This is a genomic window from Curtobacterium sp. VKM Ac-2887 (assembly GCF_015350935.1).
GTDB lineage: Bacteria > Actinomycetota > Actinomycetes > Actinomycetales > Microbacteriaceae > Curtobacterium.
The window spans coordinates 78,990-92,931 of the sequence record NZ_JADKSB010000012.1; the positions used below are offsets into that span (position 1 = coordinate 78,990).

Genomic DNA, 13,942 nt, shown 5'->3' on the forward strand with positions numbered 1-13,942 from the left:
GTGCCGGGATGGAGCGCCGGCCTCAGGAACGCCCGCCCTGGCGTACGGTGCAGGAGTGACGCAGGAGTGGTGGGCACCGAAGACCGCCGCAGGGCCGTCCGTGGTCCTGCCGGTCCCGCTCGACGCTGTACCGGCCCTGCTCCGGCGAGCAGTCGACGCCGTTCCGGGTGCCGCGGCCATGGAGATCCGCGACGACGGCGCCGTCATCGCCCGCCGGACCTTGTTCGCGCTGCGGGCCGAGAACATCGTCCTGACCTTCCTGCGCGAGTCGCCGTCCTCGTCCCGCGTCCGGATCCTCCGCGAGGGCCGCGACGGCCTCGACTCCGGCCAGGTCCTCTGGGTGACGCCGATGGCGCGCGCGATCCTCGCTGCACTGCGGTCGGCAGCTGCACAGGACACGGCAGCGCCCCCGTCGTGAGCCGCCGTCAGCCGCCCACGCAGTCGTTGCTGCCGCTGAAGCACGGCGGGACCGACGGCCGTGGTGCCGGCGGCTCGGGCGGCTCGTTGTCGTACGACGTGAAGTACGCGGCGCTGTGCGTCACGACGAGCACGTAGTCCGCCCCGCTCGCCCGGACGGCGTCATCGCGTCGGTCGACGCCGAGACCCGGTGCGGACTGCACGACGGACGATCCCTCCGACTGCCACAGTCCGAGTGACCCGTCCCAACCGCGGACCCGCACGACCGCGAACCGGTCCTGCCCGATGTCGTTGCCGAGTGCGATCGACTGCCGCCCACCGATGTCGACCAAGTACGGTGTCGATCCGTCCGGCTGGATTGCCTGTGCCACGAGGTCCTCGTCGGTCAGGCCGCCCGTGCGCAGCGCCGGTCCGGCGATGCGCACCGCGTCGACCGGTGTGGTTGCACCGTCGATCGTGTACACCGCTCCGGCGTCGATCCGACACGTCGTGCCCGAAGCGGGCTGGAAGAACCCGGAGTTGCTCGCGTGGCCGCACGAGTCGGTCCAGGTGGCATCAACCCGGTGGACTGCGGCGGTGCCCTCCCAGTCGACCACACGGTGCATCGTCTGTCTGGCGCCGACCCGGGCATCTGCGCCGAGCTCCGGCGTGACCGTGCCGTCGTTCATCGCTGCGCACCCTGAGGACAGCGCCACCACCGCGAGACCGATCGCCACCGCCGTCGTCCTGAACCCCCGTCGCATGCGGCGATCCTGCCAGACGTCCCCGAACGACATGCCCCTGTCGGCATGCGTGACCCTCCGCGACCCGCCTAGCGGTCGGCGGACTCCCGCGACCGCGCGGGCTTCGCCTGCGGCAACTTCGTCCCGACGACCTGGTCGATCACGTCGCGGGCGATCGCCTGCGCCGTCAGCCCGACGTCGGCGAGGATCTGCGACCGGGTCGCGTGGTCGATGAACTCGTCCGGCAGCCCCAGCTCGTTCACACCCGTGTCGACCCCGGCGGCCCGCAGGTCCTGCCGGAGCCGGGTCCCGACGCCGCCGACGCGCACGCCGTCCTCGATCGTGATGACGAGCCGGTGCGTCCGCGACAGCTCGATGAGCGAGCCCGGGATCGGGACCACCCAGCGTGGATCGACGACGGTGACGCCGATGCCCTGCGCCTCGAGCAGCGCCGCGGCCTCGAGCGCCGTCGGCACCATGGAGCCGACGGCCACGAAGAGCACGTCCTCGACACCGTCCGCAGCGGCGTGCAGGACGTCCACACCGTCGGGGAGACGACGGACGGCGGGGATGTCCGGCCCGACCTGGCCCTTCGACCACCGGAGGACGGTGGGGGCGTCGTCGACGGCGATCGCCTCGCGGAACTCCTCGCGCAGGGTCGCTGCGTCACGCGGTGCGGCGATCCGGATGCCGGGCACGACCTGCAGCAACGCGAGGTCCCACATCCCGTGGTGCGATGGTCCGTCCGGTCCGGTGATGCCGGCGCGGTCGAGCACGAACGTCACGCCGGCCTTGTGCAGCGCGACGTCCATCAGCACCTGGTCGAAGGCCCGGTTCAGGAACGTCGCGTAGAGCGCCACGACCGGGTGCAGGCCGCCGTACGCGAGGCCGGCGGCGGTCGTCACGGCGTGCTGCTCGGCGATGCCGACGTCGTACACGCGGTCGGGATGCTGCTCCTGGAACAGGTGCAGTCCGGTCGGCCGGAGCATCGCAGCCGTGATCGCGACGACACGGGGGTCCGAATCGCCCACAGAAGCCAGGGCCGACGCGAACACCGAGGTCCACGACGGACCCGACGCGGCGTCGAGCGACTCCCCCGTCTCCGGGTCGATGTGCCCGACGGCGTGGAACTGGTCGGCCTGGTCGCGCAGGGCCGGCTCGAACCCGTGGCCCTTCTCGGTGATCGCGTGCACGATCGTCGGGGCGCCGTAGGCCTTCGCCTGCCGGAGCGCTGCCTCCATCGCACGCTGGTCGTGGCCGTTGACCGGCCCGATGTACTTGATGTCGAGGTTCGAGTACAGCGCTTCGTTGTTCGTGAAGCGCGACAGGAACCCGTGCAGCCCCCCGCGCATCCCGCGGTACACGGCCCGGCCGGGAGCGCCGAAGCGGTCGGCCACGGCCCGGGAGGTCTCGTACAGCGCCCGGTACTCACGCCGCGTGCGCATGGAGCTGAGGAACCGCGCCATGCCGCCGATCGTCGGAGCGTACGAGCGGCCGTTGTCGTTGACGACGATGACCAGGCGACGGTCGTTGTCGTCCGAGATGTTGTTGAGCGCCTCCCACGTCATCCCACCGGTGAGGGCGCCGTCACCGACCACCGCGACGACGGTGCGGTCGGTCTGTCCGGTCTGCCCGAACGCGCGGGAGATCCCGTCGGCCCACGACAGCGACGACGACGCGTGCGAGGACTCCACGATGTCGTGCTCGGACTCGCTGCGCTGCGGGTAGCCGGCGATGCCGCCCCGCTCGCGGAGCTTCGAGAAGTCCTGCCGCCCGGTGACGAGCTTGTGCACGTACGACTGGTGCCCGGTGTCGAACACGAAGGGGTCGTTCGGCGAGTCGAACACCCGGTGCATCGCGAGGGTCAGCTCGACCACACCGAGGTTGGGCCCGAGGTGCCCACCGGTCTTCGCGACCTCGGCCACCAGGAACCGGCGGATCTCGGCGGCGAGTTCGGTCATCTGCACGTCGGAGAGACGCTTCAGGTCGCGCGGCGACGTGATGCTGCTGAGCAGGCTCACGGGCGCTCCTTTCGTGGGGCTGTCGGCCCACTCTATTCTCGTGGACTCCCATTCAACCGACCTCGCAGGCTCGGTCGGCGCTGGCGCCGCGCGCCGCTGGCGCGTCGCGTCATGCGGAGCGCGCGGGAGGCCCGTGGCGGTGTCGCCACGGGCCTCCCGTCCGTCCTGTGGTCGCGTCAGCGACCCGTGCGCACGTCGCTCCTGTCGTTCAACGGACTCAGACGAGCGACCGGAGCACGTACTGCAGGATGCCGCCGTTGCGGTAGTAGTCGGCCTCACCCGGGGTGTCGATCCGGACGACCGCGTCGAACTCGACCGGCTGCTTGCCGGCGGGCGAGTGCTCGCTCGGCGTCGCGGTGACGTGCACGGTCTTCGGGGTCCGGCCCTCGTTGAGCTCGGTCAGGCCCGAGATCGAGACGACCTCGGTGCCGTCGAGCCCGAGGGACTCGACCGTCTCGCCCGCCGGGAACTGCAGCGGGACGACGCCCATGCCGATGAGGTTCGAGCGGTGGATCCGCTCGAAGCTCTCGGTGATGACGGCGCGGACGCCGAGCAGGTTCGTGCCCTTGGCCGCCCAGTCGCGCGACGAACCCGAGCCGTACTCCTTGCCACCGAAGATGACGAGCGGGATACCCTGCTCCTGGTAGTGCTGCGAGGCGTCGTAGATGAACGACTGCTCGCCGTCGGCGGTCGTGAAGTCACGGGTGTAACCGCCCTCCACGCCGTCGAGCAGCTGGTTGCGCAGGCGGATGTTCGCGAACGTGCCGCGGATCATCACCTCGTGGTTGCCGCGACGCGAGCCGTAGGAGTTGAAGTCCTTGCGGTCCACGTCGTGCTCGGCCAGGTACTTGCCGGCCGGGCTGTCCGCCTTGATCGAGCCGGCGGGCGAGATGTGGTCGGTCGTGACCGAGTCACCGAGCTTCGCCAGCACGCGGGCGCCGGAGATGTCGGACACCGCGTCGGGCTGCATGGTCATGCCCTCGAAGTACGGGGGCTTCCGCACGTAGGTCGACTCCTGGTCCCACTCGAAGGTGTCGCCCGTGGGGGTCGGCAGGTTCTTCCAGCGGTCGTCGCCCTCGAACACGGAGCCGTACTCGTGGGTGAACATCTCGGTGTCGATCGACTCGTCGATGACCTGCTGCACCTCGGCCGCGTCGGGCCAGATGTCCTGCAGGTAGACGTCGTTGCCGTCCTGGTCCTTGCCGAGGGCGTCCTTGTCGAAGTCGAAGTGCATCGACCCGGCGAGGGCGTACGCGATGACCAGGGGCGGGGACGCCAGGTAGTTCATCTTGACGTCGGGGTTGATGCGCCCCTCGAAGTTGCGGTTGCCCGAGAGCACCGCCGTGACGGCCAGGTCGTTGTCCTGCACGGCCTGCGAGATCTCCTCGGGCAGCGGGCCCGAGTTGCCGATGCAGGTGGTGCAGCCGTAGCCGACCGTGTAGAAGCCGAGCTGCTCGAGGTAGGTCGTGAGACCGGCCTTCTCGTAGTAGTCGGTGACGACCTTGGAACCGGGGGCGAGCGTCGTCTTGACCCACGGCTTCGAGGTGAGGCCCTTGGCGGCGGCGTTCCGCGCGAGGATGCCGGCCGCCATCATGACGGACGGGTTCGACGTGTTCGTGCACGAGGTGATCGCGGCGATCGCGACGGCACCGTGGTCGATCGTGAACGGGTCGGCCCCGTCCATCGCGACCTTCGTCGGGGCCGAGGCCGTCGACGGGGCGCTCGACACGTAGACGTGCTCGTGCAGGTTGGTGTCCTCGTTGGTCGAGCCCGCGGCGATCGGGTCGGAGGCCGGGAAGGTCTCCTCCACCGCGTCGTCGAGGTCGGTCTGCTCGCTCGGGGTCGTGTAGTTGTTCAGGTCGACCTCGAACTGGTCCTTCGCCTTGGACAGTTCGATGCGGTCCTGCGGACGCTTCGGCCCCGAGATCGACGGCACGACCGTGGAGAGGTCGAGTTCCATGTACTCGGAGTACGCCGGCTCGACCGACGCGTCGTGCCACAGGCCCTGGGCCTTGGAGTACGCCTCGACCAGGGCGATCTGTGCCTCGTCACGACCGGTCAGACGCAGGTAGTCGAGCGTGACGTCGTCGACCGGGAAGATCGCCGCGGTCGAGCCGAACTCGGGCGACATGTTGCCGATGGTGGCGCGGTTCGCGAGCGGGACGGCGCTGACGCCCTCGCCGTAGAACTCGACGAACTTGCCGACGACACCGTGCTTGCGGAGTTCCTGCGTGATGGTGAGCACCACGTCGGTCGCGGTCACGCCGGCCGGGATCTCACCGGAGAGCTTGAAGCCGACGACCTTCGGGATGAGCATCGACACCGGCTGGCCGAGCATCGCTGCCTCGGCCTCGATGCCGCCGACGCCCCAGCCGAGCACGCCGAGCCCGTTCACCATCGTGGTGTGCGAGTCGGTGCCGACGAGGGTGTCCGGGTAGGCGTAGGTCTCACCGTCGAAGTCACGCGTGTAGGTGACCTTCGCCAGGTACTCGATGTTGACCTGGTGCACGATGCCGGTGCCCGGCGGGACGACCTTGAAGTCCTCGAACGCGGTCTGGCCCCAGCGGAGGAACTGGTAGCGCTCCCCGTTCCGCTCGTACTCGAGGTCGGTGTTGCGCTGGAGTGCGTCCGTGCTGCCGAAGAGGTCGGCGATGACCGAGTGGTCGATGACCATCTCGGCCGGGGACAGCGGGTTGATCTTGTTCGTGTCGCCGCCGATGTCCGCCATCGCCTCGCGCATGGTGGCGAGGTCGACGATGCACGGCACGCCCGTGAAGTCCTGCATGACGACGCGCGCCGGCGAGAACTGGATCTCGGTGTCCGGGTCGGCGTCGGGGCGCCAGGAGCCGAGCGCGCGGATCTGCGCCTCGGTGACGTTCTTGCCGTCCTCGGTGCGGAGGAGGTTCTCGAGCAGCACCTTCAGGCTGTACGGGAGCTTCTCGTGCCCGGGCACCGTGTCGATCCGGTGGATCGCGTAGTCGACACCCCCAACCGACAGTGCGTCCTTCGAGCCGAAGCTATTGACTGCAGCCACCGTGCCGCCTCCCTACTGATCGGTTTGCCCTCATCATCGCGGGCCGTGGTCCGTCCCACCAGCAAGGCAAACCTAATCCCGCTGACGCCGGAGCGCCGGACGGGAAAGTCTCTTGATGTCGAGACAACTCTACACCGTGGCGGCGTCGTCCCTCCGCACGAACACCGTGCGGACCAGCAGCCACGTGACCCAGAGCACGGCGGCGTAGAGCGGGACGCCGAGGATGAGCTTGAGGCCGGCGAGCAGCTCGACCTGCGCGGTGAGGTAGAGCGGCACCTCGACGGCCAGGCGGAGTGCGAAGAGCCCGACCCAGATCCAGGTGGCGACCGTCAGCACGCGGCGCTTGACCGGGTCGGCGCGCCAGTCGACGTGCGAGCCGTCCTCGTTCGCCGGCAGCAGGAACCCGACGACGAGACCGATGAGCGGCCAGCGGACGGCCAGCGACACGAGGAGCCCGACCAACCACACCGAGTTGATGATGATCCCCGGGATGAAGTTGCTCTCGGCGCGTCCGGTGATGAGGGCGAGGCCGGCCGACACCGCGACGCCGAGGATCCCGGCGAAGGACATCGTCAGCGACTGTCGCTGCACCAGGCGGAGCACGACGAACACCAGGCCGACGACCACCGGGATCACGACGCTCGGCACGAGCTCCTTCGTGATCGCGTAGACGACGAGGAACGCGAACCCGGGCAGCACCGACTCGGCGAGCCCGCGGATCCCGCCGACGGCTCCGAGCAGCGCACGCCCGGAGGGCGCCTCGCCAGGAGCGACGCGGGCGATGCCCGCGTTCTGCACCGCGTCGCGGAACTGCGAGGAGAACGACGGCGCAGCCGACGCAGCGTCAGGGGTCCCAGCGGACGCGGGCAGGGCTTCGGACCCGGCCGTCTCGGGTCGGTGGGTGTCGTCGTGTTCCGGCACCGTGCCTCCAGGGCGGGTCAGGTCGTCAGATCGCGGTCTGCGTCGACTTCGGCATGTGCAGCGGGATGAGGTCGCGCGGCGGCATCGGCGTCGTGCCGCGCACGACGACGACGCTGCGGAACAGCTCCTCGATCTCGCTCGCGTCGTCGGGCTGCTCGGCGGCCTTGCCGGCGATCACGCCGCGCAGGAACCAGCGCGGGCCGTCGACGCCGACGAAGCGGGCCGGCCGGACGCCGGCGGTGCCGCCGTCGCCGTCGACCGCGACCGGCACGGACGCGCGGAGCTCGGGGCCGAACGGGCCGTCGACCTCGGTCACGACACCGCCCTGGCGCTCGATCTGCTCGGCGATCTGTGCGCGGATCTCGTGCCACAGCCCCGTCGAGCGCGGTGCGGCGAACGGCTGGACCTGCAGCGTCGAGTCGTCGTAGTCGAGCCCGACCGCGACGACGCGCTGCGAGCCCTCCTCGACCTCGAGGCGCAGGTGCAGGCCTTCGCGCGGCAGGACCTTCACGCCGCCCAGGTCGACGTACGGACGGACCAGGTTCGCCTCGGTCTCGTCGTGCGGGCCGTTCTCGGCGCGGTCCTCGGGTGCGGACTTGTCCGTCGGGGCGACCCCGTCGACCTCGTCGAGGTCCGCGTCGGCGTCCGTCGCGATGTCGACCTCGGGGGTCGTGTCCGCGATCTCGACCTCGTCGGCGACGGCCTCGGCCACCTCGACCTCGGCCACCTCGCCCTCGTCACGCTTGCGTCGACCGAACTTCATGCGCGCGTTCCTTCCTGAACATCATCGGCGGCGCCGGTCACGGCACCGCTCCGGTCACCGTAGCCGGACGAGCCGAAGCCACCCTGGCCCCGGACGCTGTCGGGGAGTTCCTCGACGTGCGTGTACGTCACCCGCGGCACGGGCATGACGATCAGCTGTGCGATCCGGTCACCCACGTGCACCTCGTACGGCTCGGACCGGTCGGTGTTGAGCAGCGAGACCTTGATCTCACCGCGGTACCCGGAGTCGACCGTGCCCGGGCTGTTGACGATGGTGATGCCGTGCTTGGCGGCGAGCCCGCTGCGCGGGACCACGAACGCGGCGTACCCCTCGGGGAGCGCGATCCGCAGCCCGGTCGCGGCCAGGTGGCGCTCGCCCGGCTGCAGCACGAAGGCCTCGGTCGAGACGAGGTCGGCACCGGCGTCGCCGGGGTGGGCGTGTCCGGGGCGGTTCTCCCCGGTCCAGAGGACGTCGACTGGTTCGGTCACGTGTCGAGGGTAGTGCAGAGACGTGACCCGACCGTGACCTGCTCCGAGTCGTGGTCGAATGGACCCGTGACCCTGTACCGCGAACGACTCTGGGCCCCGCCCGCCCTGTACCTGGCGACGGCGCTCGTCATCCCCGCCACCCTGCTCGTGTTCCTGCCCATCAGCGTGCTCGCCGGTGTGCTCGTGGCGATCGGCATGGAGCTCGGCGTCCTCGTGCTCCTGTGGGCACTCGCACCCACCATCGAGGTCACGGACAGCGAGTTCCGCGCCGGCAAGGCGCACCTCCCCCGCGCACTCGTCGGCAGCGTCGAGGCGTTCGAAGGCGCCGAGGCGACCACGCAGCGCGGCCCGAAGCTCGACGCACGAGCGTGGACGCTCTTCCGCGGCTACGTGCGCGGGGTCGTCAAGGTCGAGGTCCGCGACGACGCCGACCCGACGCCCTACTGGCTGGTCAGCGTCCGGCAGCCCACCAAGGTGGTCGAGGCCATGCAACATACGCGCTGACCTGGTATCTCACATGCCAGTCTGGGGTGATGGATCGTTCTCCACCACCCCGTACGAAACCACCCCGTACGAAACCACCCAGTACGAAGCGGATCGATGTCGAGGCCCTGCGCGGCGTCGCGGTCGCCCTGGTGATCGCCGAACACGCGCTCGGCACCCCTGCCGGCGGGTGGCTCGGAGTCGACGTGTTCTTCGTCCTCTCCGGGTTCGTGATCACGCGGAGCCTGCTCGCTGAGCACGTCCGCACCGGCCGCATCGACCTCGTCGGGTTCGCGGTGCGTCGGATCCGGCGTCTCCTCCCCGCCGCGCTCGTGGTCGTCGTCGTCACCGTGTCGGTCTCGGCGGCGCTCTGGTTCCGGCCCAGGTTCGTGTCCGTGCTCGGCGACGCCCTCGCGGCGCTCGTCGGCACGATGAACTGGCATCTCGTCCGGCAGGATGCCGACTACTTCGCCGAGACCGCGGCCTCGCCGCTCCGGCACTTCTGGTCGCTGGCCGTCGAGGAGCAGTTCTACGCCGTGTGGCCGGTGCTCCTGCTCGCAGTCCTGGCGGTCTGCGGACGTCGGCGCGCTGGTCTGGTCCCTGTTGTGGTCGCCGCGCTCACGGCTGTCGGGACCGTCGTCGCCGTCGGTGCCGGTCCCGTCACGGACTCTGCCTACTTCCAGACCTGGGCGCGGGCATGGGAGCTCCTCCTCGGAGCGACCGTGGCGACGCTGCCGACCGTGGCGACGCGGTCGACCGTGACCGCGCACCCGACGCCGCGGGCACTGCCGACAGCCGTCACCGTCGGGCTCGGATCGGTCGGCGCGGGTGGCGTCATCATCGGGGTGCTCCTCGCCCCCGTGTCGCCGTTCCCGACGGTCCCGGTCGTCGTCGGGACCGCATTGGTGCTCGTGGCCGGCGACCTGCAGCTCCGGCTCCCCGCGGTGCGGTGGGTGGTCCGGCCCGTGGTCGCGCTCGGTCGGGTCTCCTACTCGGCGTACCTCTGGCACTGGCCGCTCTTGGTGTTCGCCGCCGTCGTCGCCCCCGGGGCGATGGGCACGGCGGCTGCGGTGACGGTCACACTCGTGCTCGCCACGCTCTCGACGCGGTACGTCGAGGAGCCGCTCCGGACCCGACGTCCCGTCGGGCACCGGCCACGACACCGACAGCGCCTCCGACGGCTCCGACGGCTCCCACTGGTGGTCCCGGCGATCGTGGTCACACTGTCGGTCGCCACGATGACCGTCGGGGATCCGGCCTCCGCGGCGCGGCTGCTCGAGCGACCACCCACGAACGCCCCCGAGCGACTCCCGTTCGCGGACGCTCGCGCACTCCGCACCGCCGTGGCCGTCGACGGGCACCCGGACGCCACAGCACTCGCCGCCGGTGCCACCCGCGCCTCCCTGCCGCCCGCCATGCGGGACGGCGGCTGCCTCGTCGGCGTCGGCGAGCCCCTCCGGACGTGCGGCGCGACGACCGGGGCCGATGTGCTCGTGGTCGGCGACTCCACCACCGTCGCGTGGTCGCCGACCGTCGTCGGAGCGCTACCGACGGGTACCGCCATCGGCGTGACAGGCGTGGCGAGCTGCAGCGCCGTCATCCCGACACGCGCGGTGCGGCACCGGTGGTCCGATGCCTGTCTGACGGCCAAACGGGCCCTCCACCGGGCGGTCACAGCGGCTGACCCCCGACTGGTGGTCATCAGCGCCGTCACGGGCGAGTACCGGGAGCACCTCGGCGACCTCCCAGCGGGCCGTGCAGCCGAGCTCTGGGAACGGTCGATGGCCGAGACGATCCGCGCGTTCCGCAACGACCACCGCCGCGTGCTCGTGCTCAGCGCACCCCAGTACGGTCCGGACACATCCACGTGTCCCGACCGGATCCACGGGTTCGGACCGTGCGCCGCTTCGGTCACCCCGGACGCCCGAGCGAAACGCACCGCGGAGGCCGCCGCGGTCCGCTCGAGCGGACCGGGCGCGGCGTACGTCGACATGGCCGCGTGGTCGTGCAGCAGCGACGGCTCGTCGTGCCCCGCGGTGATCGACGACACGCTCGTCCGGGTCGACCAGGTGCACACCACGAGAGCGTTCGCGGACCGCCTGGTCCCGGTGCTGCGTCGCGCAGTCGACTGGGACGCGTTGCTGCGACGCTGACACGCACAGGTGACGGGAGGCCCGGCACGCGTCCGTCCCGCACCGTACGACGAAGGCCCCGCATCCTGGAGGATGCGGGGCCTTCGGTCATCGGTGCGTCTAGAGCGCTGCGCATTCCGCGCAGACCGGCCCGAGTTTCGACTCGTGGTCGAGCTGGGAGCGGTGCTTCACGAGGAAGCACTCGACGCAGGTGAACTCATCGACCTGCGGGGGCAGCACCACGACGTCGAGGTCGACGTCGCTCAGGTCCTGCCCGGCGAGTTCGAAGCTGCCGGGGTTGTCCGAATCATCGTCGACGACCCCCGACATCTTGTCGGGAACGCGCTCCTTGAGGGCCTCGATCGACTCCGAATCGGAGTTGTCATCGGTCTTCCGGGGGGCGTCGTAATCGGTGGCCATGCCCATCCATTTCTCGTATCGAGAGGTCGTCGCCGGGTGATCGGCGGCGACAGTTTGCACTACGTCCCGCCAGAGTGCAAACCGAGATCTGCGGCGGGTCGTCACGGCGCTGCAACCCGTGACCGGATCGGGACATTCCCGACACCCGTCGCCACTGATGCGCAGACTCCGCGGCACGCCCGTGCGCCTCCGTGGAAACCGTCCGCGACCACTGCATACTCACGGGGTACGACGCACGACCGTACGCGACGCTGGGAAGGCTGGACCATGCAAGACGTGAGAGTCATCGGAGTCGAGGCAGGCGCACTCCTCCTGGCGACCGACGGCGGTACTGAGTTCCGGTTGCCCGTCACGTCCTCGCTGCCGGGGCAGGTGCGTCAGGCCAACCCGGACGCCGGTCCGCAGAAGCGGGTCTCCCCCAAGGACGTCCAGGCCCGCATCCGTGGTGGTGCCGACGCCGCCGAGGTCGCGGCCGCGCTCGACGTCGACGTCGAGTACGTCCGACGCTTCGAGGGCCCGGTGCTCGCCGAGCGCGCGTTCGTCCTCGACGCCTCGCACCGCGTCCCGGTGACCCCGGTCGACGACGAGGCCCCCGACACCTTCGGCGCGGCGATCACCGCGAAGCTCGAGGCCGGCGAGGCCACCGCGATCAGCTGGGGCTCGTGGAAGCACCCGGAGAGCGGCTGGCAGGTCCGGGTCCGCTACACCGCGGCCGAGGTCGAGCACGACGCCCAGTGGCGCTTCGACCCGAAGACCTCGACGCTCGTGCCGGACAACGGCGACGCGCACCGGCTCTCGCACACCGACGACGAGGGCATCGCTCCCCGACTGCGTGCCGTGGAGTACGAGCAGCAGCACGACGACGGCACCCGCTTCGACTCCGGCGCCTTCCGCGTCGAGGAAGAGGACGAGGCAGTCACGAACCCCGACGTCCCCGACCGCGCGCCGCTCCGAGCACCGCTGCCCCGGATCGGCCAGGCGGCCGTCGAGGAGCGCGCACCCGGCAACGAGACCGCCGACCTGCTCGAGGCCCTCCGTCGCCGCCGCGGGGAGCGCGAGGCCGCCTCGTTCGGCGAGCAGCGCGACGAGCCGGCCCGCGGCACCTCGATCAGCGTCGTCGACATCCCGCTGCAGGGGTTCGACGACGAGCCCGAGGGCGACACCGTCCCGCCGTCCGCCGACGCCCGTCCGGCATCGGCGCCCGAAGCCGAGGGCCGTGCGGAGCGCAAGAAGCGCAACCGTCGGTCGATGCCGAGCTGGGACGAGATCGTCTTCGGCACCCGCCCGGAGGACCCGGCCTGAGCCGACCGTCCGGCTGGCGCTGACCGCGTGGTCGGTCGCGGCCGGCTGCTACTGCGCGAACGCCCCGGCGAGCCGCAGCGGGACGAACGTCTCCTCGTCGGTCATCGCGCCGTGCTGGCCGATCATGCGCTTCGGCACCTCGCCGTCACGCAGCGCGCGGTCGTCGTTGAACGCCCACGACCCGCGCGCCACGACGATCACGTCGCCGATGCGCGGGACCACCTGCGGCGAGACCGCACCGAACCACCCGGCGGCGATCGCCTCGTCGCGGCTCGCGACGTACGCCTTCTTGCCGTAGCGCGCCCGGAACGCCCCGACCAGCCCGCGCACGTCGGTGCCCGGTGCCACCGTGAGCTGGCGGCACCGCGGATCGCCCGCCACCCCGACGACGTCCGTCAACAGGAGCGGGTCGATGGCGATGTTCGCGTGGTCGGGCACGTCGAGCACACCGTGGTCCGCGGTGACCAGGACACCCACGTCCGACGCACCGCGGGCATCGAGGCGCGCGAGCTCACCGTCGAGCAGCTCGAGCGTGGCCGTCCACCGGTCGGACTGCCACCCGGACTTGTGGCCGATCGAGTCGAGCTCCGGCACGTACAGGTACACGAGTGACCGACCGGTGGCGGTCTCGGCCAGGGCGGCGTCGATGCGCTCCGGGATCGTGTCCGCCGACACGTACCGCGCGCCGCCGAGCACGTTCGCGGTCATGCCCGACGCCCGGTACCGGTCGGGGCCGACGACGACGGGGTCGACGCCGAGCTCCGCGGCACGGGTGAAGAGCGTCTCGGTGAGGAACCAGTCCGCAGGGACCTCGGTGTCCCACCCGCCGAGCAGGTTCATCACGGCGCCGGTGTCCGGGTTCCAGCCGCTGTAGCCGACGACGCCGTGCGTGCCGGGCGACCGTCCGGTGGTCAGGGTGCTCAGTGCCGCGGCCGTCGTGGTCGGGAACCCGCTGCGCAGCTTCTTCGCGGTGCCGGACCCCTTCGCGGCCGTGAGCCAGCGGGCGTGCCCGGCGCGAGCCGACAGCGCGACGCTCCCGAGGCCGTCGACCAGGACGACGATCGCGGAACGGGCGGGACGGAGGGCGATCCGGGCCTCCAGGCCGTGGTCACGCGACCACTGGCTGTCCGCAGCCCCGAGCGCCACGAGGCAACTCGGGAAGACGTCGGCGAGGTTCGCGGCGGCGTCGGGGGCCGTCGGTACGCTTGTTCCCATTCCAACGAGTCTTCCAGAAAGGTG

At 71.0% G+C, this 13,942-nt stretch carries 12 protein-coding genes; 4 read left to right on the top strand and 8 right to left on the bottom strand.

Going from position 1 to position 13,942, the window contains the following annotated elements:
• The first annotated feature begins 55 nt into the window (after positions 1-55).
• The gene (locus ITJ69_RS14410; RefSeq protein WP_194673100.1) at positions 56-418 is read left to right on the top strand and encodes a hypothetical protein; all 363 of its coding nucleotides are present in this window, start codon (positions 56-58) and stop codon (positions 416-418) included.
• A 7-nt stretch (positions 419-425) separates the two neighbouring features.
• On the opposite strand, the gene ITJ69_RS14415 is transcribed toward ITJ69_RS14410, so the two are convergent.
• The 6 genes from ITJ69_RS14415 to dut form a co-directional block, all read right to left on the bottom strand.
• Entirely contained in the window at positions 426-1,085 is a 660-nt protein-coding gene (locus tag ITJ69_RS14415; protein ID WP_228505734.1) for a hypothetical protein, read from the bottom strand.
• Between the two features lie 143 nt (positions 1,086-1,228).
• A complete protein-coding gene (gene dxs / locus ITJ69_RS14420) occupies positions 1,229-3,160 on the bottom strand; it encodes a 1-deoxy-D-xylulose-5-phosphate synthase (protein ID WP_194673102.1) in 1,932 nt (643 codons plus the stop codon).
• A 217-nt stretch (positions 3,161-3,377) separates the two neighbouring features.
• Complete coding sequence (gene acnA / locus ITJ69_RS14425; protein ID WP_194673103.1) at positions 3,378-6,194, bottom strand: aconitate hydratase AcnA; 2,817 nt, start codon at positions 6,192-6,194, stop codon at positions 3,378-3,380.
• Positions 6,195-6,323: 129 nt separating this feature from the next.
• Positions 6,324-7,115: a DUF3159 domain-containing protein gene (locus ITJ69_RS14430; protein WP_131920309.1), complete on the bottom strand. Its 792-nt coding sequence runs from the start codon at positions 7,113-7,115 to the stop codon at positions 6,324-6,326.
• A 25-nt stretch (positions 7,116-7,140) separates the two neighbouring features.
• Positions 7,141-7,878 (bottom strand): DUF3710 domain-containing protein, encoded by a 738-nt coding sequence (locus tag ITJ69_RS14435; RefSeq protein WP_228505736.1) that lies wholly within the window; start codon positions 7,876-7,878, stop codon positions 7,141-7,143.
• Positions 7,875-8,366 (bottom strand): dUTP diphosphatase, encoded by a 492-nt coding sequence (dut, locus tag ITJ69_RS14440; RefSeq protein WP_111086382.1) that lies wholly within the window; start codon positions 8,364-8,366, stop codon positions 7,875-7,877. Before dut ends, ITJ69_RS14435 begins: the two co-directional genes overlap by 4 nt.
• 66 nt (positions 8,367-8,432) lie before the next feature.
• Between dut and ITJ69_RS14445 the strand changes: the two genes are divergently transcribed.
• Positions 8,433-8,870: a DUF3093 domain-containing protein gene (locus ITJ69_RS14445; RefSeq protein WP_123938171.1), complete on the top strand. Its 438-nt coding sequence runs from the start codon at positions 8,433-8,435 to the stop codon at positions 8,868-8,870.
• A 29-nt stretch (positions 8,871-8,899) separates the two neighbouring features.
• Entirely contained in the window at positions 8,900-11,002 is a 2,103-nt protein-coding gene (locus tag ITJ69_RS14450; protein WP_228505738.1) for an acyltransferase family protein, read from the top strand.
• A gap of 99 nt (positions 11,003-11,101) precedes the next feature.
• Here ITJ69_RS14450 and ITJ69_RS14455 read toward each other — a convergent pair whose 3' ends face one another.
• Positions 11,102-11,401 (bottom strand): DUF4193 domain-containing protein, encoded by a 300-nt coding sequence (locus ITJ69_RS14455; RefSeq protein ID WP_031263038.1) that lies wholly within the window; start codon positions 11,399-11,401, stop codon positions 11,102-11,104.
• A 276-nt stretch (positions 11,402-11,677) separates the two neighbouring features.
• Between ITJ69_RS14455 and sepH the strand changes: the two genes are divergently transcribed.
• Positions 11,678-12,703, top strand: coding sequence for a septation protein SepH (sepH, locus tag ITJ69_RS14460; protein ID WP_194673105.1), 1,026 nt, complete (start codon positions 11,678-11,680; stop codon positions 12,701-12,703).
• A gap of 48 nt (positions 12,704-12,751) precedes the next feature.
• Here sepH and ITJ69_RS14465 read toward each other — a convergent pair whose 3' ends face one another.
• Positions 12,752-13,918 (bottom strand): alkaline phosphatase family protein, encoded by a 1,167-nt coding sequence (locus ITJ69_RS14465; RefSeq protein WP_194673106.1) that lies wholly within the window; start codon positions 13,916-13,918, stop codon positions 12,752-12,754.
• Between the last annotated feature and the right edge of the window lie 24 nt (positions 13,919-13,942).

Bases quoted from the DNA above. Each gene is read 5' to 3' on its own strand.
- ITJ69_RS14415 (WP_228505734.1), bottom strand. From the start codon at position 1,085: ATGAACGACGGCACGGTCACGCCGGAGCTCGGCGCAGATGCCCGGGTC.
- ITJ69_RS14455 (WP_031263038.1), bottom strand. From the start codon at position 11,401: ATGGCCACCGATTACGACGCCCCCCGGAAGACCGATGACAACTCCGAT.
- ITJ69_RS14465 (WP_194673106.1), bottom strand. From the start codon at position 13,918: ATGGGAACAAGCGTACCGACGGCCCCCGACGCCGCCGCGAACCTCGCC.
- ITJ69_RS14435 (WP_228505736.1), bottom strand. From the start codon at position 7,878: ATGAAGTTCGGTCGACGCAAGCGTGACGAGGGCGAGGTGGCCGAGGTC.
- ITJ69_RS14450 (WP_228505738.1), top strand. From the start codon at position 8,900: ATGGATCGTTCTCCACCACCCCGTACGAAACCACCCCGTACGAAACCA.